Below are 21,821 nucleotides of genomic sequence, written 5' to 3' on the forward strand. Positions count from 1 at the left end.
GGACTGGTATGCAGATACATCTATCAGGTATTGAGCAAAGCTACGGCTCACAGACTTTGTTTCACGGTTTGGATCTGGACATCCCCAATGGCTCCTTGTTTACCCTGCTGGGGCCATCGGGTTGTGGCAAGACGACCTTGCTGCGCATGCTGGCCGGTTTTGTGCGCCCTGATCATGGCAAGGTGCTGTTCGGCCAAACAGACATGACGCGAGTGCCTGTGCACAAACGCAATGTGGGCATGGTGTTTCAGGATTACGCGCTGTTTCCGGATCGCAGCGTGCTGGATAACGTCAGCTACGGTTTGCTGGCGCGTGGCCAGTCTCGCTCCCAGGCTCGCGTCCCCGCGTTGGAAATGCTGGCGCGCGTGGGCTTGAAGGACAAGGCAGATGCCCTGCCGTCTGCCTTGTCCGGTGGGCAGCGACAGCGAGTAGCCATGGCACGCGCTTTGGTGATCAAGCCCGATCTGCTCTTGCTGGATGAGCCCTTGTCTGCCCTGGACGCCAAGCTGCGCACCGATCTGCGCGAGATGCTGCGGGACTTGCAGCAGGAAGCCGGCATTACTACTGTGTTTGTGACGCATGATCAGGAAGAAGCGCTGAGCGTGTCTGATTACATTGCCGTCATGGATCGGGGCTGCGTCCGTCAGGTCGGGACACCCGAGCAGATTTATCGCTGCCCTGACAACAGCTTTGTGGCTGATTTTGTAGGAGGGGCCAATCTGATCGAGCTTCAGGAGGAGCTCGGTCAAGCCGCAGACGGCTGCCGCCGCTTCCGGACGGCAGGCTGCATTGTGCGTATCCAGTCTGCCGGGCGTTTTTCTGAGCAGACGATGTTGGCTGTGCGGCCTGAAACCCTGAGTGTGGATGCCTTGCGTCCGCTTGAAGAGGGGGACATTGCCGCGCGAATTGAGAGCGTGGATTACCGGGGCCCCAGTACGGCATATCAGTTGCGCACCGAATTCGGTTTTCTGAAGGCGGTGGTCTGGAATACCGGCGTCAGCCAGAGCTGGGAACGGGGCGATGCGGTGGTATTGCGCGTTCCCGAGTCGGCTCTTTTGGTGGAGCGGACATGATGCTGGGTTCTTTGCGACGTGATCCAGCCTGGTTGATGCTGGCGCTGGGGGCGGTGGCCTTGCTGGGCTACTTTTTGCTGTGGCCGGTCTTGTCCATGCTGACCAGTTCCCTGTTCAACAAGGAAGGTCAGTTTGGCTTGCACGGCTACGTGCAGTTCTTCTCTGAGCCCGCTTACCGGGAGAGCCTGTTCAACACCTTGTGGCTAGGAGGCGCGGTTACCCTGCTCAGTCTGGTGCTGGGCGCTGGTTTGGCCCTGGCCGCCGCTCGCTTTTCCTTCCCCTTGGCCGCCTGCCTGGGTGTCTTGCCCCTGCTGACCCTGGTCATTCCAGATGTGGTGGTGGCGGCGGCCTGGATCGTGGTGCTGGGTAAGCAAGGTGTGCTCAATAGCTTGCTGGCGCCCTTGGGTCTGGAGCTGCCGTCCTTGTATTCCTGGTGGGGTCTGGTTTTTGTGATGACCTTGAACAACTACGTGTACGCCTATGTCGCCGTACTGGTTGGTTTGAAGTCCATGGATCGCAACCTGGAAGAGGCGGGCCTGAGTCTGGGAAGTTCCCCGGTTCGCACTTTGCGCACAGTGACCTTCCCTTTGATGGTGCCGGCTTTATGCGGTGCTGCGGTGCTGGTTTTCATGCACGTCATCGGGGATTTTGGTGTCCCAGCCATTCTGGGAGCCCGCACCCCCGTGCTGGCGGTCAAGACTTATAACGAGTTTGTCAGCGAGATGGGCGGTAATCCGCAAATGCAGACCACCATGGCTTCTTTGCTGGTGTTTTTGGGCCTGGCCTTGCTGCTGATTCAAAAGTGGGTGGTGGCCCGACGAACCTATCAGATGGAGTCTGGACGAGCTCCGGAGCGCGTGCCCCTGCGTGCCTGGCAGGCCGCTGTGTGTGCCACTTTGGTATCGATCCTGATTGTGCTGTCAGTGCTACCCGTGATGGTGGTGATTGTCACCGCATTTACGCCCTCTATCGGGCCGGTGCTGAAGTATGGCGGCTTTACCTTGAGCCATATGCAGCAAGCCCTGGTGCAGGCACCTGGACCTTTGTACAACTCCTTGCTGCTGGGTGCTGCGGCAACCAGCGCTGGTGCCGTGTTCTCCATCGTGGCGGCCTATCTGATTGTGAAACGGCCGTCCGGCTTGAGTGCGGGCCTGGATGTGCTGGTCATGCTGCCCTTGACGATTGCTGGCACGGTGCTGGGCATTGCCTTGATCAATGTGTTTAACAGCGGCTGGCTGGTGCTGACGGGCAGTTGGGTGATTATGGCGCTGGCCTACTTTTTACGCCGGGTGCCCACCAGTGTGCGGGCGGCCATGGGGCCTTTGCATAACTTGCGCAATTCTATCGAGGAGGCCTCCATCAGTTTGGGCGTGGCCCCGATGCCCACCTTTGCAAAGGTCGTTCTGCCGGTGGTATGGCCTGCCGTCATTGCGGCCACGGTGCTGATGTGGATCACGACCTTGTCGGAGTTATCCGCCACGGTGGTTCTGTATTTTGGCGGGATGAGCACCCTGCCTATCGAGGTTTTTCAATTGGTGGACAGTGGGCGTTTGGCGCAGGCCAGTGCGTATAGCCTGGTGCTGTTGATGGCGATATTCCTGCCGCTGCTGCTGACCCGTTTCGTTTTCAAAGTAAAAGTAGGATGGACACAATGAGCTTTGTGCAATGTCAGGAAGAGATCGCGCTGGCCCAGCGCGTGTTGGGAGCCAAGGCATCGGCCACCAAAGAGATGACGCGTCTGGCCAATCAAATGAGGCAACAGGGACAGTCTGTGATTACCCTCAGTCAGGGCGAGCCGGACTTTGCAACCCCCGAGCATGTGCGTCAGGCGGCCAAAGAAGCGATTGATCGCAATGAGTCCCGCTATACCGAAGTAGCCGGCACCCTGGCCTTGCGTGAAGCTGTGGTGCGCAAGTTCGAGCGTGACAATGGCCTGCATTTCAGCCCGGATCAGATCCAGGTGGGTTGCGGGGCCAAGCAAGCCTTGTATAACGCCTTGCAGGCCACCGTGCAGGACGGGGATGAGGTCATCATCCCTACCCCTGCCTGGGTGTCTTACCCTGAAATGGTCTTGTTGGCAGGTGGCCAGCCGGTCATTGTGCGTTGCAGTGCCCAAGCCGGTTTCAAGCTGCAAGCCGACCAGCTTGAACGTGCCATCACCCCCCGTACCAAATGGCTGATGCTCAATTCTCCCTCCAATCCCAGTGGTGCCGTGTATTCACGGCAGGAACTGGAAGCGCTGGAGCAAGTGCTGTTGCGTCACCCGCATGTTTGGGTGATGGCCGATGATGTATACGAAAAAATTCGCTATAGCGATGAACCCTTCGCAACGCCTGCTGCCTTGTCTTCATACATGGCGGCGCGCACCTTGACCATCAATGGTGTCTCCAAGGCCTATGCAATGACTGGCTGGCGGGTGGGGTTCGCCGCCGGTCCGCTGCCTCTGATCAAGGCCATGAATCTGGTGCAGTCGCAAGCGACGTCCCATACCAGCTCCATCAGCCAGGCAGCGGCCGTGGCCGCACTGGATGGCCCCATGGATTTTCTGCCCGAGTTTGTGGAAGCGTTCCGCCGTCGCCGTGACAAGGTGGTAGCCGCGCTCAATGCCATGCCAGGCATTGAATGCGATCTGCCCATGGGGGCGTTTTACGTTTTCCCCAGCTGCCAAGGCGTATTGGGCCTGCGGGACCCGTCAGGCCAGTTGATCAGTACCGACAAGGACCTGTGCATGTATTTCCTGCGTAGTGCGGGGGTGGCCGTGGTGCCCGGTTCGGCGTTTGAACTGCCGGGCCACTTTCGGGTGTCTTATGCCTCCAGCGATCAGGAGCTGGAGGAGGCGATGAGCCGCATTGCCCAGGCCATTGCGCGACTGAGCTGATTCCTTACGGAGAAATAGTGTGAATAGCAAAAAAAACCAGGTGTTGAAAGAAGCGTTCTCCCAAGGGCGTTTGATGACGGCAATGGCCGCACATAATCCCCTGTCTGCTCGCCTGGCGCAGGATGCCGGTTTCGGGGCAATTTGGGGTAGCGGTTTTGAGTTGTCAGCCAGTTATGCCGTGCCTGACGCCAATATCCTGTCGATGGGAACCCACCTAGAGATGATGCGGGCGATCGCCTCGACCGTAGACATACCTTTGATTGCCGATATTGATACCGGCTTTGGCAATGCGGTGAATGTCAGCTACGTCATTCCGCTGTACGAAGCAGCGGGCGCCAGTGCCATTGTGATGGAGGATAAAACCTTCCCTAAAGACACCAGCCTGCGGGCGGATGGGCGTCAGGAACTGGTACGCATTGAGGAGTTCCAGGGCAAGATTGAAGCGGCGTGCGCGGCACGCCGTGACCCTGACTTTCTGATCATTGCGCGGGTCGAGGCCCTGATTGCTGGCCTGGGGCAGGAAGAAGCCCTGAAGCGAGGGCTGGCTTACGAGCAGGCGGGTGCAGATGCCATTTTGATTCACTCCAAACAAGCCACGCCAGACCAGATTCTGTCCTTTGTGCAGGCCTGGACCGGCAAGGTGCCGCTGGTGCTGGTGCCAACGGCCTATCCTCAACTGACCGAGGCGGACATTGCGCAACTGGGCAAGGTGGGCGTGGTGATTTACGGCAATCATGCGATTCGTGCGGCCGTAGGGGCCATGCAAGCTGTATTTGCCCAGATTCGCCAGGATGGTGGCATTCAGAATGTGGATGCCAATCTGCCTTCCGTCAAAACCATTATTGGTTTGCAAGGTGATGCCCATATGCGTCAGATTGAGGCCCGGTTTCTACTCTAGGAGGGACAGTATTGGGCTTCGTATAATGGCGGGTGGCCCGACGGCGGGCCCTTAGCCGGATGAATACGATGCCCAAATCTGCACAAGGCCCTATCCCGGTCACACTGTTGACCGGTTTTCTGGGTAGCGGGAAAACGACTCTGATCAATCGTGCTTTGCAAGAAGCGCAGATGGCCGACACCCTGGTCATCATCAATGAGTTTGGGCAGACGGCGCTGGATCATCATCTGGTGGCTCACAGTCAGGAAAACGTGATCGAGGCCATGGGTAGCGGTTGTCTGTGCTGCACCATACGGCGTGATCTGGTGCAGACCTTGCGTGACATTACCTGGCGGTTTTCGCGGGCCGGTCAGCGGCAGTTTCGACGGGTGCTGATTGAGACTACCGGGCTCGCCAACCCTGCCCCTATCTTGCATACCTTGTTAAGCGATCCACAGTTGGCGGGCAAGTACAGCCTGGCGGGTGTGGTGACGGTGGTGGATTTGGAGCATGGGTTGGAAACGCTGGCCCACCATGTCGAAGCGCGACGGCAGGTAGCCGTGGCAGACCTGCTGCTGTTCAGCAAGCGCGACCGGGTGGATGCAGGGGCGGAAACGGCACTGCGTGAATACGTGCGCAGTTTGAATCCTTTGGCGCAGCAGCAGATTTTGTCGGCAGCGCAGACCGTTGCGCCCAGTTTGTTGGGCTTGGGCGAGCAAGCCGGACAAGGTCGGGCCTGGAGCCTGGAAGCGTTCGAGGCATTGGGGCAAGATACTGGCGATCACGATCACGATCACGATCACGATCACGATCACGATCACGATCATGTACATAGCCATAGCCATAGCCATAGCCATAGCCATAGCCAAAGTCACGGCACGGGCACCATGGCTGGCGACAGCGACAGTCCTGGGTTCGCTCACTCTCATGGAAAGAGTCCAGAAACGTCTGCGGTCAGCACGCCAGATGTCTCCCGCCATGGAGACTCCATCTACTCGTTAAGCGCCCTGTTTCCTCAGCCTGTGCCTGCCGACAAGCTGCAATTCTGGCTATCGGATCTGTGCCAATGGGCAGGCCCGCGTCTCTTGCGCCTGAAGGCTGTTCTGCCCGTACAAGGCATGGCCCAGCCACAGGTGATTCATGCTGTGCAGCATCAGTCTTATCCTTGGCAGGCTGTGCCGCAATGGCCGTGGCCGGATCAGCAAGGACGTATGGTCTTGATTACACAGGATGTGGGTTTTCAGGAGCTTTGGGCGCGATTGCAGGCTTTGGATGCGGCGGTTCGCAAGACGGATTAAGACTCGATGAGTCCGGGCCTCTCTTGGCCGGATTTTCTTGAGTCTGAGCCTTTCTTGATCGGGCTCTTGAGTAGCCGGGAGCTTGATAAAGCATTGTCTCTTCGTCCTCCGAGCAGGCGACTCACCATTACGGTAGCCAGTTCCCCAAGCCGAAAAAAAGGACGCCTAAGCGTCCTTTTCAAAAGCCTTTGGGCTAACAGGTTTTATTGGGGCTCTACGCCCACTTTCTTGAACAGGGCGGCCCACTGGGGCACTTGTTGCTCCACCTTGGCCTGCAAGGCGGCCGGGTTGGCTTCCTTGTCCATGACCGTGGCTCCCAGAGTGGCCATACGGCTTTGGAAGTCCTTGTCAGCCATGCCAGCTTGCAGCGCTTTCACCAGGGTATCCACAACCGGCTGAGGCGTATCTTTAGGGGCCCACATACCGTGCCAGATACCCACTTCAAAGTCCTTGAAACCGGACTCCTGCATGGTGGGCACGTCCGGGAGGGTCGGGACGCGCTCGCGGCTGGTCACCGCATAGACCTTCACCTTGCCGGATTTGATTTGCTGGGTGGTGTTGGTGGTCTGGTCACACATGACGTCCACTTGCTTGCCCATCAAGTCCGCGATGGCGGGGGCGGTGCCTTTATAGGGGACCGTCAGCAGCTCGATACCCAGTGCTTCGGTCAGCATGGTGCCGCACAAGTGGCTGGCTGCACCAATCCCGGCGTTGGCCAGGGAAACCTTGTCCTGGTTGTCTTTCAGGTACTGCACCAGCTCCTGGATGTTGTTGGGCGGGAAGTCCTCGCGGGCAATGATGGTCATGGGAACGTCCACCACCAGACCGATGGGGGACATGCCATTGATGGCGTCGTAGCCGGGTTTCTTGTACAGCGAAGGGGCGGTGGAAAAGCCGATGTGCATCAGCAGGATGTTGTAGCCGTCCGGTTTGGCGCGGGCGACCTGGGCGGTACCAATGGAGCCGCCTGCCCCGCCTTTGTTTTCAACCACAATGGTTTCACCCAGGACCGGGCGCATGGCTTCGGCCAGAGCGCGTGCCACGTTGTCCGTGGGGCCGCCCGCCGCAAAAGGCACCACCATATTGATGGGGTGGTCCGGATAACCCGCTGCCTGTGCGGTGACCGAGCAGGCCAAGGCCGCGCTCAGACTGACAAACAGCTTGTTTAATGCAACAGCCATAATGCCTCCTTGATAAGGATTGCTTATTCTTTTGGGAGATACTTGGGTCCGGTCGCTCTGTGTTGCGAAGCGCTGCAGGAGTGGCTTTATTCTACTGAGGGTAGGCGCGTTTCTTTTTCAGGTCTAACCCTAGTAAGGGGCCTAAATGGACTAGGGGAATATACGGGGTCAGCATGGGCAGCAAGCCACGCGCACAGGCGGTGGCTTGCCCCGATGCTTGTTCAGGTAGAGGCTGGTTTTTGCAGGACCGGCGTCAGGTAGGCAATGACGGCAACCGTTAGCGCGGCAGTGGCGATCAGGCTGCAAAAGATCATCAGACCCTGGTCCAGACCCAAGTGGTCGGCCAGCCAGCCCAGGCCCAAGATAGGCAGAATGGCGCCCAGATAGCCGGTAATCAGGTAGGTGGACGTCAGGCCGGCACGCTGATGCGGGGGTGAGACACGCTGCACGATGGACATGCCGCCGTACATGCACAGGCCGTGGCCAAAGGCGGTCAGCAGCACGCATAGAATGAATAGCAGCGAGGAGCTGGCCCACAGATTGATCAGCAAGGCGATACAGGCCAGGGTGAAGGACAGCAGTCCCACAATGACGCTGCGTTTGGCCGGCCAGCGGCGGATCAGTAGCTGAAAGCCCGAGGACAGGAACAGAATGATCCCGATGGAAAAGCCACTGGTGGCCGGGCCGTGCCAAGGCACCATTTGCGCCATGAAGCTGGGGGCCAGAGACGCAAACAGACTGAACATGGCAAAGGCGCAGCAGGCGGACAGACAGCCAATCAGGTAGGGACGGCGCAGATGCGTGGCGGGTAGCGTCAGGCGCGGCATCCAGGTGCGCCAGTTGGTTTTTTGTGGCACAGGCTGTTTGCTGGCAATGGGCCTGATCTGAAACAGGGCGTAGATGGCCAGCACGCCCAGCGCCATGGACGGGATGTAGCTGGAGAACAGCGGGTTCGGTACCCATTGTGCGATCAGGCCGCCTACGACCGGACCCAGGCCAAAACCGAAGGCCAGCATCAGCGAGGTGGTGGCTGCGGCTCGTTGTACATCCCCGCCCCGGTTGAATTGCCCCAGGCCGATGGAGGCCGAGGTCACAATCATGCTGGAGGCCATCCCGATCATGATGCGGCTAAACAGAAAGCTGCCCACATCCCAGGCGAAGGCGGACAGGGTCACGCCGCTGGTCACCAGAATCAGGCCGGTACGCAGTACGGGCATAAAGCCTTTCATGTCGCTCAAGCGGCCCAGGAACAGCAGGCCCGTCAAGCCGGCGGCCATATAGGCCACATACAGCTGGGTGATATGGCTGGCGTTCAGATCCCAACGGTCCTGATACAGCGGATACAGCGGGCTGGCCAGGGCCGTGCCCATCACCCCGATACACATGGCGATACTGATCCACACGTACGGGTCCCACTTGCTCTTCTTGCAGGCGGGCCGTGCTACTGCGGGCTTGTCGGTGCCCGCTTGTGGGCTCGGGTGGTTCAGGTGTTGTTCGACCCGTGCTTTTTGCAGGGTCTGGGCGGGGGCGCTGGCGTGAAAATCCTTGCAGCTTTGGGCGTCTCGCCAGCTTTCGTGCAGCACCCAGTGTCCTGGAGGCTGGTCCTTGCGCAATACATCGAAGCGTAAACAGGCCGCGTTGGCTCGGGCTTGCTCAGCCAGCGAGCCTGCATACGCGTCCTGCGCCTGCGGGTCCAGATCAGTGAAATGGTAGTTTGTAGTGCGAAAGTACGTATCGCCCATGCGACGCAATCCTTGACAGCGAAATCATTCGGGACCAACAAGGATACTCTTTCGTGTCTGTACTTACATGGCAAATAGCTGACACTAGGCTGGCTGGCGCAAATCCAGATGTATATCAGCCACACGCAAAATTTCAGCTTCGTGATCGGGATCGCGCCAGGTGTCCTGGCAGGCCATCTGGTGCCAGTGTTGCATGGCGGGCAATTCCAGCAAGCGATTCATGTAGTTCTGACAGGCTTCGTCCAGCTTCAGTCCGTAGGTTTGCAGGCGAAACACCACGGGGGCGTAAAAGGCATCGACCGCGCTGAAGCGCTCCCCGGCCAGGAAGGGGCCGCCAAACCGGCTCAGACCCTCTTGCCAGATTGTTTGCAGGCGTTCCAGCTCACCTTGCAGGCGCATGTCCTGCTGATGATGCTGGGCGCGCAGGGCGACGGCGAAGGGGCACAGATTGCGTAGCGAGGAAAAGTTGGCGTGCATTTCCGCACTGGCACTGCGAGCCCAGGCGCGGGCTATGGGGTCGATCGGCCAGACGCCGGGATGCTGTTCGGCCAGGTATTCGGCAATGGCCAGGCTGTCCCAAATGATTTGTCCGTTGGCATGAAGGACAGGCACTTGGCCTGCAGGGGCCATTTCGTGAAAAGCCAGGGTGCTGAAGGGAGGGCCAAAATTGAACCATCTCACGTCAAAGTCCATGCCCAGGTGGCTCATTAATAGCCAGGGGCGCAGGGACCAGGACGAATAATGGGGATTGCCCAGAACAAGGGTATAGCGTTTGGAGGCTTGCATGGTGGCACGGTGTCACGAAGGTGATAGTGTTTGCACTTTAGTAGGCTTTGTTCTGCTTGGGTAGTACCAGCGCAGGCTTGTCGTTTTGGTATGCTGTTTTTTTTGCGGATTTGGGGAGCGGTGCATGGCGTATGACCTGGAAAAACGACTGGTGATCGGGCTGGCTTCCAGCGCCCTGTTTGACCTGAGCCAGTCTCATCAGGTCTTTCTGGAGCAAGGCGAGGCGGCTTATCGCGATTACCAGCTGGCTCGCGAGCACGATCCCTTGAAGCCGGGCGTGGCCTTTTCCTTTATCCGGCGCTTGCTGGCCCTGAATGATCTGTCCCCTGACGATCCCTTGGTCGAGGTGGTGCTGCTGTCCCGTAACGATCCCAATACAGGGTTACGGGTGATGAATTCCATTCGCCACCACGACCTGGACATTACGCGGGCGGTGTTTCTGCAAGGGGGTGACCCCAGCCCTTATATTCAGCCGCTATCCATCAGCCTGTTCCTGTCGGCTAATCAGGAGGATGTGCATCGGGCGGTACAGCAAGGCTATCCCGCAGGCCAGGTTCTGAATTCTTCGTACGAGGATGCTTATGACGACCAGCCCATTCGCGTGGCGTTCGACTTTGACGGGGTGATTGCGGACGACGAGTCAGAGCGCGTGTATCAGCAGGAAGGCGGCTTGCCGGCCTTTTTTGAACATGAAGTGCGTTTGGTGCAAAAACCGCATAATCCCGGCCTGTTACAGGCGTTTTTGCTGAAATTGGCGCATATTCAGGAAGTGGAGCAACGGCGACAGGAGCAGGATGCCAGCTATGTGCCGCGCCTGCGGATTGCGATTGTGACGGCGCGCAATGCGCCGGCTCACGAACGTGTCATCAATACCATCCGCAGTTGGGGTATTGAAGTGAACGAGGCCTTCTTTCTGGGCGGCATCGAAAAGCGGCGGGTGCTGGAGGTCTTGCAGCCCCATATCTTCTTTGACGACCAGACCACGCACCTGATTCCCACCGCGCAGACTTTGCCTTCCGTGCATATTCCGTTTGGAGTGGTGAACCACCTGCCGGTGAAAGTGGCGGAGCCGGAAAAGAAGAAAGGGCGGAAACAGATAAAACCCAAGTCGAAACCGTAGCTGCTTGCTAATCAAATCCAGTGCCGGAATTGTCGTGCGCTAGGTGTCGTTCTCAAGCGATTGTGCAACAGATCAAGCCCCCTCATTGATGACCAGGCTTGTCCTGTTTTAGCCCCGCTCTGTACTCCTTGTGCTCTGACAACTGCGGTTGCAGCAAAGACAAAGCCGCGAACTGATGCTGGATCAGGCGCGGCTTGGTTCTTGTGGGCGTCAAGTCCTCAGACTTGGGCCAGAGCACGGCTAACGGCGCGTGCAGCGGGTTGGATCAGGCTGGCCAGCGCCTCGGGGTTGATGGCCTCAAAGCGTTCCAGCGACCCCAGCAAGGTCAGGCTGCCGAAGATACGTTTGGCATCGTCAAAAACAGGCGCGGAAATACCGGCTATGCCCGGATTGATCTGCTCCTTGGTAATGCAATAGCCCGCGCGGCGCAGCTCCTGCATGTGGGCGGAGAAGGCCGGCCATTCCTTGCCCAGGCGCTGTACGTAATCAATGTTCTGATTCTTCTCGTACAGACGGCGAAGATGGCGGGTGGGCAGGTAAGCCGTGACGATACGTGCCGTGGAACTGCGGAACATATCCATGGTGCGCCCTCGGCCAAACAGCAGCTCGAAACGCTCCGGCCCGGTTTCCTGATGGGTGGTCAAAATGCGTTCGCCGTATTGCTGGCCGATCAGGACGTCCAGCCCGGTTTGCTCGACCAGCGAGCGCAACAGGGGGCGGCAGCGGCTGACCAGCGGATCAAATTCGCGGATCAGCAAATCCATTTCTATAAACCGGGGCCCGGGAGCGTAGCCTTCTGGGCTGCGGATCAACAGGCCGCTATTGCATAGCTCTTTCAGATAGCGATAGGTGGTGGCGGGAGGGTAGCTCAGGCGGGTGCAGATGGTCTCCACATCCAGAACCGGCGTGTGTGCACCGTACAAGTCCAGAATTTGCAGCATGCGTCTTAGACTATTCATGTGCCCTCGTAAAAACGGAGTTGTTGGTTCTCTATTCTAACCACGCTCTGGCCTGTCAGTGGGGAGCAACAGCAGGCATCACTTCGGCCTACTGGTTTATACCTAAACTATCACATTATTCGAAAAATTTTCTCAGACTGCGGTAATAATCTTGAACATAAGCGGGTCTGTTATGCATTTGCTTACACATGGCCTACTCCTTTTGTGATGTCGGGTGAGGGATTTGCCCGGCCCCAGTTTTTATCGAGGCGGACATGGATCAGGCTCAGCCCAGCCAGGTGTCTTCAGAGATCAAGAATGTGCTGTTCATCATGTGTGACCAGCTACGTGCAGACCACCTGTCCTGTTATGCCCCTGGGGGCGCATTAAAGACCCCCAATCTGGATCGTCTGGCCGCCATGGGCGTGCGCTTTGATCGCGCCTATGTGAACTCTGCGGTCTGTGGTCCTTCGCGGGCCTCGTATTACACCGGCCGCTATCCCTTGTCGCACCGGGTCACCTGGAATCGCGTTCCTCACCCTATCGATGAGCTGTATCTGGGCGACTATCTGGCCCAGTCCGGGCGAGACTGCCATCTGCTGGGTAAGACGCACCATGTGCCGGACCCGGCTGGCGCCAAGGCACGGCGTTTTCAGATTCAGCCCGAGGCGGCCGAGCGTTTCTGGCAAGGCGGCTTTACCGCCATTGAGCGCTACGACGGTCACTTTGAAATGGGCCCGGATAGCGAGTACCGCCAGTATTTGCAGGCCCAGGGTTATGACAGCGAGCGTCCCTGGGAAGATTATGTGATCGGCAGCCAGGACGCCCAGGGCCAGTTCGCCTCTGGCTGGTACATGCGTAATGCCAGCCTGCCTGCACGAGTGCAGGCGCAGGACTCGGAAACCGCCTACTTCACCCAGCGGGCCATGGATTTCATCACGGCTAAAGGTGAAGAGCCCTGGGCCTTGCACCTGTCTTTCATCAAACCGCACTGGCCTTATAAAGCGCCAGCGCCCTACCACGACCGCTTTGGGGCGGAAGACGCCTGTACGCCCTTGCGTGCGGAGCATGAGCGCCAGAATGCACACCCGGTGCACGCGGCCTATCAGCAGCACGAAGAGTCTCAGTCCTTTGCTCAGGACGAGGTCTGGCGCACGATCAAGCCTGTCTATATGGGCCTGGTTCAGCAGATTGATGATGAAGTCGGCCGCTTGCTGGATATGCTGGACCAGCAAGACCGTCTGAAAGACACTCTGATTATTTTCAGTTCCGATCATGGCGATTTGCTGGGCGATCACTGGTTGGGCGAGAAAGAGTATTTCTTTGAAAACGCCATTCGCGTCCCGCTGATCGTGGTTGATCCACGCGCCGCAGCGAACGCCACACGCGGCCAAAGCAGCGATGCCTTTGTCGAGTGCGTGGATGTCACGCCCACGATTCTGGATGCCCTGCACCTGCCTGCTCAGGAACACCGGGTGGAAGGTCGTTCCCTGATTCCGCTTTTGCATGGCCAGTCCGAGTGGGCGCGTGAGTACACCGTGGCCAGCCTGGATTACGCTTATCGGGAAGCCCGCCAGATTCTGGGCCGTGGGGTGGATGAATGCCGTGGCCTGATGTTGCGTGATGGCGAGTATAAATACATGCATTGGCAGGGTTACCGGCCACAACTGTTCGATTTGAAGCAAGACCCTGACGAGCTGCACGACCTGGGCGCAGATCCGGCGTATGCAGCGGTTTGTCGGCGTATGAAAGAAGGCCTGCTGGACTGGCATGACACCCTGAAAGGGCGTGCCAGCGAGAGTTGGGCCGCGGTAGAGGATCGTACCAATGCGCACGAGCGCATGATGAATATCTTGATTGGACGATGGTAGATGCGCTGCGGGGGGCTACCAGTTGGTGGCGGGCCGCAATCAATAACGATAAGGAGTGGACAAATGAAGCAGCTTAAAAATACGACGCTGGCCCTGTTGTTGGCCGGCGTGGGTGCCTTGGCCCCGATGATGGCTCAGGCCGCCTGGCCGACTACGGATCAGGTTCGTATTGTGGTCCCTTACCCACCCGGCACCGAACCTGACATTCTGGCTCGCGATCTGGGTGTACATCTGAACAAGGCCACCGGCAAGGTCTTTGTGATCGAGAACCGTCCGGGCGCCAATGCCATTATCGGCACCGACAATATTGCCAAAGCCAAGGGGGACGGCTCGGCTCTGTTGATGGTTGATAGTCTGGCGGTATCGACCAACCCACTGCTCTACAGCAACCTGCCCTACAAATGGGAAAAGGATCTGAAGCCGGTCACCACAGTCGCTGGCGTGAACCTGTATCTGCTGGTGCGTAATGATTTCCCGGCCAAGGACTACAAAGAATTCATCGCCCAGGCCAAGAAAGCCAATGGCGACACCAATGTGGGCACAGGTGGTCGCGGACACGTTACGCACCTGGGCATGGGTCTGCTGGCTCGTGAAGAAGGCGTGAACTTCACCTACATCCCTTACAAGGGCATGGCCCCGGCCACGAACGCGATTCTGGGCGGTGAGACCGATGCCATGCTGGTTGGCGGCATTCTGGCTTCACAGCACGTTGATGGCGGCAAGGTGCGAGTGCTGGCGGTAGGCGCAGACAAGCGTACCGAGCTGCTGCCTGACGTACCAACGGTGCAGGAAGCAGGCGGCCACGCCAATAGCATTCCAACAACGACTTTTGCCCTGTTTGCACCCGGCACCACACCGGATGACACCGTGAAAGAGATTCAGGAAAAGGTGGATGCTGCTCTGAAGACCCCCGAAATGCAGGCTGCCTTCAAGAACCGTGGCCTGGCCCAGTTCTTCACCACCCCGGCCCAGACGCTGGAGCGCGTGCAGAATGACTCCAAGGTCTATTCCGAGCTGATCCCTACCCTGGGCATTCAGCCTGAATAGGGTGGTGAACTAGTAGGCAGGCACACCCTCTTGGCAAGTTATCACAAGCGGGTGTGCTGCTTTATGGCTTGTATGAGAGTACAAGGGGTCTGGGTAAAGAAGCCTGTTTTGCTAATGCCAGAGAGGATGACCTTCCCAACCAGGGATAAAGCCCATGTCTGTCAGTGATAAACCTGGCACTGTAGGGAAGTCATCGAGTAGTTGGCGCAGGCGTGCAGGCCAGCTTGAGTTTGGGCTTACCCTGCGCATCAGGTGTAGCAGGATGCAGAGCATTACGAACAGGCGTGACTCGATGGCCGGTTGACTGATTATGGGGTTAAAGGCTGGCATCGCTCCTGGGCGTGGGAGCTTCGGCTGGTCCACCAAGTTCTTGTTCCAGAGACGACTGTGGTGTGCCGCTACATTACGTACGAAATTTAGTGCGCGTAGCCAGCTTTGCAGAAGCTGGCCGTTGGGTAGGCCGTAGCGCTCAGCGATTGCATCCCTGTCGACGGTCTTCATCCCTTGGTAGAAAGTGGATAGCATGCCGAACTCCCACAGTTCCACGCTCACCCAGAGAGGAAATGGCTCGCCATATTTTTGCTTATAGTGCCGCACGAAATCTTCTCGTGAACGTGCCACCATTTGTTGATGTTTGTCTAGCCAGTTCTGGTGGGCGGTCCGACCTGTTGCTGGGTGGACTTTCTTGGCAAAGTTTCCGTGCAGCAGATTTGGATCCATGTGGGCAAAGGGGTCTAGCTCGCCCAGTCTATAGGATACATCTACCCGAAAAGCGATCTCAAGACGCTCAATTGCGTCAAGCACCAGAAGACGAAGACGTTTGTCGAAGACATAAAGCGCTAATACCTGCTCGAAGGTACTGCCTGCTCGGAACGCATCAGTACGCTGCACGGTAATTCGCGGTGAGTCAGCGGCCTTTGAGAGTGTGGTCTGCCGGAGCGGATACCAATAGGCACTGAGTCGGTAATAGCCGATGCGCTGTAAACAGATCAGCGCTGCTTTTTCGTCGGTGACGCCCAAGCCGCGCTCCTTTAGGAGAGCGAGTTGCTGCTCGAAAGTGAGGTAGGGCTTGTTATAGGTGGACATGACCGACATAAAAGAAAACCCACCCGTACATCTTTCGACGCAGAGGGGCGGGCCGTGTTGAGATTGATTCTAGCCGCTTTCGGTAGAGGACTCAAGATGTGGACATAAATGTGCCCTGGCCTTTTTCAATGAGTTAATCACAGGAATGAAGGCCATTATTTGTTACATACCGTCTACGCAGGGTTAGAACCGATAGTGTGGCCGGGCGGGCTGCGTTTTACTGATCGTTGTAGTCGTGCTGCTCGGAAATCAGCCGCCGCAAGGTGGTCTTGAGGGCGCCGACATCCAGTGGCTGCAGGCGCTGCACCACTTCCTGTTCGTGCAGGCGAGCCTTGGCAATCAGCCCCGAGATCAGGGTTTGGCCTTCCTCGGTAATGCGTACCAGCGTAATGCGGCGGTCCACATCGTGGGCCACGCGACGCAGCAAGCCCTGTTTTTCCAGCCTGTCCAGCAGGCGGGTGACGGTGGGTTGTTTGGTGGTGGCAATACGAGCCAGATGGCCAATACTGACTTCGCCCGCACCCGACAGGGTGGACAGGACACGCCACTCGGAAATGGACAAACCGTTGCTCAGCACCACTTCGTGGAATTCGGCAGAGATCAGCTGGCTGGCCTGGGCCAACAAGGCGGGCAGGTAGTTTTCGACAAAGACGGTGTCGTGTTCGGTGGGGCTCATGTGCTTATTGTCATTACAGGCTAATGGGTGCCGCAAGGCGGCAACAGGGCTCACTATAACCAAGCTGTCCGTTTGCGTGTCGCAAATAATTTGCTGACTTTACTAGGGAAAACCATGAGGATGGATATGTTGAGATATAAACATATTCAGATGAAAATAAATACCATGTTCACAATGAGCGGTAAGTAAGGAAAGAAAAATGGCTGAGCGATCGTTTGTCGAAGAAGTCAAAAAGCTGCGCCTGGGTGATGGAGACGTATTCAGTGGCGAAGGCATTCTGGCGGTGACCAAGGCCCTGCTGGAATCGGGCGTGTCCTACGTGGCCGGTTACCAGGGTGCGCCTATCTCGCACTTGATGGACGTGCTGGCCGATGCCCAGGACATCTTGCAAGAGAACGGTATCCGTTTTGAAAACAGTGCCAGCGAGGCAACGGCGGCGGCAACACTGGCCGCGTCGGTCAACTACCCGCTGCGTGGCGCCATCACCTTTAAAGCAACCGTGGGCACCAACGTGGCCTCGGACGCGCTGGCCAACCTGGCCTCCGGTGGGGTCAAGGGCGGTGCGCTGATCATTGTGGGCGAAGACTACGGCGAAGGCTCGTCCATCATGCAGGAGCGTAGCCACGCTTTTGCCATGAAATCCCAGATGTGGATGCTGGACCCGCGTCCTAACCTGCCCTGTATTGTGCAAGCGGTTAAAGACGGCTTTGATCTGTCCGAAGCGTCCAACACCCCCGTGATGCTGCAACTGCGTATTCGCGCCTGTCACGTGCATGGTCAGTTTGTGGCCTCGGACAACCGCCGCGCCAAGTTCACCATCAAAGAAGCCATGGAGCAGCCCACACGCGATATCAACCGTATCGTGTTGCCGCCCGCCAGCTTCCTGCATGAAAAAGAAAAGATCGAACAGCGCTGGCCGAACGCCGTCAAGTTCATCGAAGAGCGTCAGTTGAATGAATTCTTTGCTGATGGCACCGATGACGTAGGCTTGATCGTTCAGGGCGGTGGCTACAACACCGTGATCCGTGCTCTGGAGCACCTGGATATGGCCGACGTGTTTGGCGAATCCAAAGTGCCCATGTACGTGATGAACGTGGCTTACCCGCTGATCGAATCTGAAATTGTTCGCTTCTGTGAAGGCAAGCGTGCGGTGCTGGTGCTGGAAGAAGGTCAGCCCAACTTTGTGGAACAGAACATCTCCGATATCGTGCGTCGTCACAATGTGGACGTAAGCCTGCACGGCAAGGATCTGCTGCCTCTGGCCGGTGAATACAACACCGCCACCATGTTGAAAGGCCTGCGTGCCTTCATGGAAAAATACGAGCGCATCGAGCCCCTGCCAGCCCGCAAACCACGCGTGATCCCGATGAAAGTCGAGACCGTGGAGCGTCCTAAAGCAGAACAAGCCAGCCTGGTGGAAGTGGAAGCCGCTGAAGTGAAACCCTTGGGCAGCCTGGATGAGAACGTCCATGCCCGTCCGCCAGGGTTTTGTACCGGCTGTCCCGAGCGTCCTATCTTTACCGCACTGAAGCTGGTGGAGCGCGAATTGGGCGAACACCACGTGTCGGCCGACATTGGCTGTCACCTGTTTTCCATTCTGCCGCCCTTCAACCTGGGTAACACCACCATGGGTTATGGCCTGGGTGGCGCTGGTTCGGCCGCCTTGAACGTGGATTCGGACAAGCGTGCGATTTCGGTGATGGGTGACGGTGGTTTCTGGCACAACGGTTTGACCAGCGGTATTGCCAACGCCGTGTTCAACCGCAGTGACAACCTGACCATCGTGATCGACAACAGCTACACCGCGGCTACGGGCGGTCAGGACATTCTGTCCTCCAAGGCTAAGAACGAAACGCGCAGTACCGGTCACCTGATCGAGAAAGCGGCGCGTGGTGTGGGTGTGGAATGGCTGCGCATGATACGTCGCACCTATGACTTGAAGACCATGACGGCAACCCTGCGTGAAGCCCTGACGACCAAGGAAAAAGGTCCCAAGGTGCTGGTGGCGCAAAGCGAATGTATGTTGAACCGTCAGCGTCGCGAGAAAGGCCAGGTGCGTAAAGCCGTGGCTGCGGGCGAACGTGTGGTGCGCGAGCGCTTTGGTGTGGACCCGGACACGTGTACCGGCGATCACTCCTGCATCCGCTTGTCCGGTTGCCCGTCGTTGTCGATTCGCCCCAATCCGGACGCCCTGCGTCAGGACCCGGTGGCGAACGTGATGAACAGTTGTGTGGGTTGCGGTCTGTGTGGCGAGGTTTCCCACGCCGCGATTCTGTGCCCGTCTTTCTACCGTGCACAAGTGGTCAGCAACCCGACTGGCTGGGACAAGTTCCGCGAAAAAACCCGCCGTGGCTTTATCGGCTGGTTGCAGCGTCGTGACGCTGCTCGTCGTGATCGTCTGGCCTTCTAAGCACACCCGTAGAGATTTTTATCATGCAGATCAAACCAATCAAGATTGCTATTTTGGCCATGGGTGGCGAAGGCGGCGGCGTGTTGGCCGACTGGATCGTCAACCTGGGCGAACAAAACGGCTACTTTGCACAGACCACCTCGGTGCCTGGCGTGGCCCAGCGTACCGGCGCCACGATTTACTACGTGGAACTGTTCCCGCACTCGGCCGCCGTGGATGGCAAAAAGCCTGTGCTGGCCCTGATGCCCATGCCCGGTGACGTGGACGTGGTGCTGGCTTCCGAGCTGATGGAAGCCGGTCGCGCCGTACAACGTGGCCTGGTGACAGAGGACCGCACCACGCTGATCGCTTCGACTCACCGTGTCTATTCCATTGCCGAAAAATCGGCCATGGGTGATGGCCGTGTGGACGACAATGCCCTGATTGCGCACGCAACCCAGGCTGCCAAGCGCTTTGTGTACTTCAATATGGAAAAAGCGGCCGAGGATTCGGGCAGCGTGATTTCCGCCGTGCTGTTTGGCGCATTGGCCAGCACCGGCGTGCTGCCTTTTAGCCGCTCGCAGTTCGAGCAGACCATCGAACGCGGTGGCGTGGGCGTCAAACCCAGTCTGAAGGCTTTTGGTGCCGCCTACGCCCGTGTCGCTGAAGGCGATGCTGGCAAGGCCGATTCGGAAAACAAGCCGGTTGATATGGCGACGCTGGCCCCCCGCGACCCTGCAGTGGCCAAGCTGATTGAGCGCGTCCGTGCCGAAGTGCCCGAGCAGGCCCAGCCTATCGTGGTGGAAGGTGTGCGCCGTGTGCTGGATTTTCAGGACGTGGCCTACGCCAATCTGTACCTGGACCGCCTGAAAAAGATCAGCCAGTTTGCCCGTCCTGACGATGTGGCCCTGATCCGTGAAACCGGCCGTTATCTGGCCTTGTGGATGTCCTACGAGGACGCCATTCGCGTGGCCGAACTGAAGACCCGCTCCAGCCGTTTTGACCGTGTGCATAAAGAAGTGCGCGCTGCCGACGGCCAGATCGTGGCGATCAACGAATACATGCACCCCCGCGTGGAAGAAATCAGTGAGATCCTGCCGTTTGCCAGCGTTGGCCGTTGGTTGATGCGTCCTACCTGGGGCAACAAGCTGGTGAAATCCCAGACCAAATCCGGTCGCGTGATTCAAACCAGCTCGGTGCGCGGCTTCATTCCCCTGTACTTGCTCTCGGGCTTCAAGCGCTGGCGTCGTCGCACGCTGCGTTACCAGGCCGAGCAGCAGCGCATTGAAGGCTGGTTGAAGCAGATCGAACAGGCTGCCGATGCCCACCCGGCTCTGGCACTGGAAATTGCCCAGTGTCAGCGTCTGGTCAAAGGCTATGGCGATACCCATGCTCGTGGCTTGCGTAACTACCAGACCGTGATGTCGGCTCTGGAGCGCAACCCTAGCACCTTGTCGCCTGCTATTTTGGGCGCCCTGCGCGATGCGGCTTTGGCCGACGAGCATGGCGTGAAGCTGGAGGCTGCCCTGCGCCAGTACGCACTGGTGTAAGGGGCCACACCGGGCCGCTTTCGGGCGGCCTCGGTGAAAACCCTTGAGGACGCGTTTTTATACCCCCAAATACTTTATTTCTAAAATATTCATAGTAGAATATAAATTCGGATTGGCACTGCGAAGAAGGCCCTGAAAGCCAACGATCCCGTGTCTACTTGGCCACTTGTTCAAGCAAGAATATCCCGCTGTTGGTCAAACTGAAATTAGCCAAAGTTTGGGGGAAAAACAATATGAATCAAAGCGAAGCAGCACTTGAATTCCTGGTAGAGCCGGCCGATGCCGGATTTGAAGGCCGCGTCGGTCCCAAGGACCCGGCCAGCCTGAAATTGTGGTTGCGCATGCTGACCTGCACCAAGCAGATCGAGGACGAAATCCGTCGCCGCCTGCGCCAGAATTTTGATATTTCGCTGGCCCGTTTTGACTATATGGCCCAGTTGTACCGCTACCCGCAGGGTCTGAAGATGGGCGAGTTGTCGCGCTATCTGATGGTGACCGGCGGCAATATTACCGGACTGACTGACGAGCTGGCCCGCGAGGGCATGGTGTCTCGCCAGAGCAGCCCCACTGACCGACGTGCCTGGGTGTTGCGTCTCACCCCCAAGGGCAAAAGCAGTTTCGAGGCGATGGCCCAGGCCCACAGCGACTGGATTGCAGAAATGTTTGAAGGGCTGGGTACCGAGGAAGTCGTGCACATCCATCAGCACCTGGGCCTGCTACGGGTTCATCTGCAAAGCGCGGCCAGCTAGCATAAGGTGCATCCTGCCAGGCCTGTGAACCAGGCAGGATGCGGATAGCGTCACGAACAGGCGCACAAAACACTTGCTAAAAAGGTGTCTACAACATGGTTTCCAAGCTGTACGAACAAGAACATCGCATCCGTTTTTCGGAATGCGATCCAGCGGGTATCGTTTTTTATCCGCAGTACTTTGTGATGTTTAACGACCTGATGGAAGCATGGATCGACTCCATGACCCCCGAGGGTTTTCACAACATGATCGCCAGCAAACGGGTGGGCATGCCTTCGGTGCACATTGAGGCCGAGTTCAAGTCCATCAGCCGTATGGGTGATGATGTGGTGATGAGCCTGGGTGTGGAACGCATTGGCAATAGCTCCTTGAAGCTGCTGTTGCGCTGCATCGGTAAGGACGGCGTGCTGCGCATGCAAGTGCGTCAGACTGTGGTGACCACTTCGTTGGAGACGCACCTGGGTATTCCTATCCCCGACTTCCTGCGTAACCCCATGCAAGAGTACGTGATTGCCCAGGCAGAAAGCAGCCAGGCTTGATCTAGTTTGAAGTAGTAGCAG

General features: G+C 57.9%; 18 protein-coding genes. 12 read left to right on the plus strand and 6 right to left on the minus strand.

Annotation, left to right across the window (positions count from 1 at the left end):
- Positions 1 to 8: 8 nt before the first annotated feature.
- From CPY64_RS17895 to CPY64_RS17915, 5 genes are all read left to right on the plus strand, one after another.
- Positions 9 to 1,073, plus strand: coding sequence for an ABC transporter ATP-binding protein (locus tag CPY64_RS17895; protein WP_042484989.1), 1,065 nt, complete (start codon positions 9 to 11; stop codon positions 1,071 to 1,073).
- Positions 1,070 to 2,728 (plus strand): ABC transporter permease, encoded by a 1,659-nt coding sequence (locus CPY64_RS17900; protein ID WP_042484986.1) that lies wholly within the window; start codon positions 1,070 to 1,072, stop codon positions 2,726 to 2,728. Before CPY64_RS17895 ends, CPY64_RS17900 begins: the two co-directional genes overlap by 4 nt.
- Positions 2,725 to 3,951 (plus strand): pyridoxal phosphate-dependent aminotransferase, encoded by a 1,227-nt coding sequence (locus CPY64_RS17905; protein ID WP_042484983.1) that lies wholly within the window; start codon positions 2,725 to 2,727, stop codon positions 3,949 to 3,951. The genes CPY64_RS17900 and CPY64_RS17905 overlap by 4 nt, the downstream gene beginning before the upstream one ends.
- 19 nt (positions 3,952 to 3,970) lie before the next feature.
- Entirely contained in the window at positions 3,971 to 4,849 is an 879-nt protein-coding gene (locus CPY64_RS17910; RefSeq protein ID WP_080723756.1) for a phosphonopyruvate hydrolase, read from the plus strand.
- Positions 4,850 to 4,917: 68 nt separating this feature from the next.
- Positions 4,918 to 6,126: a CobW family GTP-binding protein gene (locus CPY64_RS17915; protein ID WP_054513287.1), complete on the plus strand. Its 1,209-nt coding sequence runs from the start codon at positions 4,918 to 4,920 to the stop codon at positions 6,124 to 6,126.
- Positions 6,127 to 6,329: 203 nt separating this feature from the next.
- Here the strand turns inward: CPY64_RS17915 and CPY64_RS17920 are convergent, their stop codons facing one another.
- From CPY64_RS17920 to CPY64_RS17930, 3 genes are all read right to left on the minus strand, one after another.
- Complete coding sequence (locus tag CPY64_RS17920; RefSeq protein WP_042484978.1) at positions 6,330 to 7,307, minus strand: tripartite tricarboxylate transporter substrate binding protein BugD; 978 nt, start codon at positions 7,305 to 7,307, stop codon at positions 6,330 to 6,332.
- A gap of 221 nt (positions 7,308 to 7,528) precedes the next feature.
- Complete coding sequence (locus CPY64_RS17925; RefSeq protein ID WP_109442045.1) at positions 7,529 to 9,049, minus strand: MFS transporter; 1,521 nt, start codon at positions 9,047 to 9,049, stop codon at positions 7,529 to 7,531.
- Between the two features lie 84 nt (positions 9,050 to 9,133).
- Entirely contained in the window at positions 9,134 to 9,835 is a 702-nt protein-coding gene (locus CPY64_RS17930; RefSeq protein WP_042484976.1) for a glutathione S-transferase family protein, read from the minus strand.
- 124 nt (positions 9,836 to 9,959) lie between these two features.
- Between CPY64_RS17930 and CPY64_RS17935 the strand changes: the two genes are divergently transcribed.
- Positions 9,960 to 10,955, plus strand: coding sequence for a 5'-nucleotidase (locus CPY64_RS17935; protein WP_042484974.1), 996 nt, complete (start codon positions 9,960 to 9,962; stop codon positions 10,953 to 10,955).
- A 218-nt stretch (positions 10,956 to 11,173) separates the two neighbouring features.
- On the opposite strand, the gene CPY64_RS17940 is transcribed toward CPY64_RS17935, so the two are convergent.
- Positions 11,174 to 11,914, minus strand: coding sequence for an IclR family transcriptional regulator (locus CPY64_RS17940; RefSeq protein ID WP_042484971.1), 741 nt, complete (start codon positions 11,912 to 11,914; stop codon positions 11,174 to 11,176).
- A 254-nt stretch (positions 11,915 to 12,168) separates the two neighbouring features.
- On the opposite strand from CPY64_RS17940, the gene CPY64_RS17945 reads away from it, so the two are divergent.
- Both CPY64_RS17945 and CPY64_RS17950 read left to right on the plus strand, forming a co-directional pair.
- Positions 12,169 to 13,764: a sulfatase-like hydrolase/transferase gene (locus CPY64_RS17945; RefSeq protein ID WP_042484968.1), complete on the plus strand. Its 1,596-nt coding sequence runs from the start codon at positions 12,169 to 12,171 to the stop codon at positions 13,762 to 13,764.
- A gap of 63 nt (positions 13,765 to 13,827) precedes the next feature.
- Complete coding sequence (locus tag CPY64_RS17950; protein ID WP_042484964.1) at positions 13,828 to 14,811, plus strand: Bug family tripartite tricarboxylate transporter substrate binding protein; 984 nt, start codon at positions 13,828 to 13,830, stop codon at positions 14,809 to 14,811.
- A gap of 111 nt (positions 14,812 to 14,922) precedes the next feature.
- On the opposite strand, the gene CPY64_RS17955 is transcribed toward CPY64_RS17950, so the two are convergent.
- Both CPY64_RS17955 and CPY64_RS17960 read right to left on the minus strand, forming a co-directional pair.
- Complete coding sequence (locus CPY64_RS17955) at positions 14,923 to 15,906, minus strand: Abi family protein (protein ID WP_052362941.1); 984 nt, start codon at positions 15,904 to 15,906, stop codon at positions 14,923 to 14,925.
- Positions 15,907 to 16,114: 208 nt separating this feature from the next.
- Positions 16,115 to 16,573 carry a MarR family winged helix-turn-helix transcriptional regulator gene (locus tag CPY64_RS17960; protein WP_009463827.1) on the minus strand — a complete coding sequence of 153 codons (459 nt, stop codon included), beginning with the start codon at positions 16,571 to 16,573 and terminating at the stop codon, positions 16,115 to 16,117.
- Positions 16,574 to 16,772: 199 nt separating this feature from the next.
- On the opposite strand from CPY64_RS17960, the gene CPY64_RS17965 reads away from it, so the two are divergent.
- The 4 genes from CPY64_RS17965 (at position 16,773) to CPY64_RS17980 (ending at position 21,800) form a co-directional block, all read left to right on the plus strand.
- Positions 16,773 to 18,983, plus strand: coding sequence for a thiamine pyrophosphate-dependent enzyme (locus CPY64_RS17965; RefSeq protein WP_042484961.1), 2,211 nt, complete (start codon positions 16,773 to 16,775; stop codon positions 18,981 to 18,983).
- Between the two features lie 23 nt (positions 18,984 to 19,006).
- Entirely contained in the window at positions 19,007 to 20,512 is a 1,506-nt protein-coding gene (locus CPY64_RS17970; RefSeq protein ID WP_042484958.1) for an indolepyruvate oxidoreductase subunit beta family protein, read from the plus strand.
- Between the two features lie 233 nt (positions 20,513 to 20,745).
- Positions 20,746 to 21,261: a MarR family winged helix-turn-helix transcriptional regulator gene (locus CPY64_RS17975; protein WP_052362948.1), complete on the plus strand. Its 516-nt coding sequence runs from the start codon at positions 20,746 to 20,748 to the stop codon at positions 21,259 to 21,261.
- Positions 21,262 to 21,356: 95 nt separating this feature from the next.
- Complete coding sequence (locus tag CPY64_RS17980) at positions 21,357 to 21,800, plus strand: acyl-CoA thioesterase (protein WP_042484955.1); 444 nt, start codon at positions 21,357 to 21,359, stop codon at positions 21,798 to 21,800.
- The last annotated feature ends 21 nt before the right edge of the window (positions 21,801 to 21,821 follow it).

It is taken from the genome of Alcaligenes faecalis (assembly GCF_002443155.1).
Lineage (GTDB): Bacteria > Pseudomonadota > Gammaproteobacteria > Burkholderiales > Burkholderiaceae_B > Alcaligenes > Alcaligenes faecalis.

Coding starts and splice junctions, on each gene's coding strand:
- CPY64_RS17915 (WP_054513287.1), top strand. CDS start 4,918: ATGCCCAAATCTGCACAAGGCCCTATCCCGGTCACACTGTTGACCGGT.
- CPY64_RS17955 (WP_052362941.1), bottom strand. CDS start 15,906: ATGTCGGTCATGTCCACCTATAACAAGCCCTACCTCACTTTCGAGCAG.
- CPY64_RS17895 (WP_042484989.1), top strand. CDS start 9: ATGCAGATACATCTATCAGGTATTGAGCAAAGCTACGGCTCACAGACT.
- CPY64_RS17905 (WP_042484983.1), top strand. CDS start 2,725: ATGAGCTTTGTGCAATGTCAGGAAGAGATCGCGCTGGCCCAGCGCGTG.
- CPY64_RS17980 (WP_042484955.1), top strand. CDS start 21,357: ATGGTTTCCAAGCTGTACGAACAAGAACATCGCATCCGTTTTTCGGAA.
- CPY64_RS17975 (WP_052362948.1), top strand. CDS start 20,746: ATGAATCAAAGCGAAGCAGCACTTGAATTCCTGGTAGAGCCGGCCGAT.
- CPY64_RS17935 (WP_042484974.1), top strand. CDS start 9,960: ATGGCGTATGACCTGGAAAAACGACTGGTGATCGGGCTGGCTTCCAGC.
- CPY64_RS17965 (WP_042484961.1), top strand. CDS start 16,773: ATGGCTGAGCGATCGTTTGTCGAAGAAGTCAAAAAGCTGCGCCTGGGT.
- CPY64_RS17945 (WP_042484968.1), top strand. CDS start 12,169: ATGGATCAGGCTCAGCCCAGCCAGGTGTCTTCAGAGATCAAGAATGTG.
- CPY64_RS17940 (WP_042484971.1), bottom strand. CDS start 11,914: ATGAATAGTCTAAGACGCATGCTGCAAATTCTGGACTTGTACGGTGCA.
- CPY64_RS17900 (WP_042484986.1), top strand. CDS start 1,070: ATGATGCTGGGTTCTTTGCGACGTGATCCAGCCTGGTTGATGCTGGCG.
- CPY64_RS17970 (WP_042484958.1), top strand. CDS start 19,007: ATGCAGATCAAACCAATCAAGATTGCTATTTTGGCCATGGGTGGCGAA.
- CPY64_RS17930 (WP_042484976.1), bottom strand. CDS start 9,835: ATGCAAGCCTCCAAACGCTATACCCTTGTTCTGGGCAATCCCCATTAT.
- CPY64_RS17925 (WP_109442045.1), bottom strand. CDS start 9,049: ATGGGCGATACGTACTTTCGCACTACAAACTACCATTTCACTGATCTG.
- CPY64_RS17950 (WP_042484964.1), top strand. CDS start 13,828: ATGAAGCAGCTTAAAAATACGACGCTGGCCCTGTTGTTGGCCGGCGTG.
- CPY64_RS17960 (WP_009463827.1), bottom strand. CDS start 16,573: ATGAGCCCCACCGAACACGACACCGTCTTTGTCGAAAACTACCTGCCC.
- CPY64_RS17920 (WP_042484978.1), bottom strand. CDS start 7,307: ATGGCTGTTGCATTAAACAAGCTGTTTGTCAGTCTGAGCGCGGCCTTG.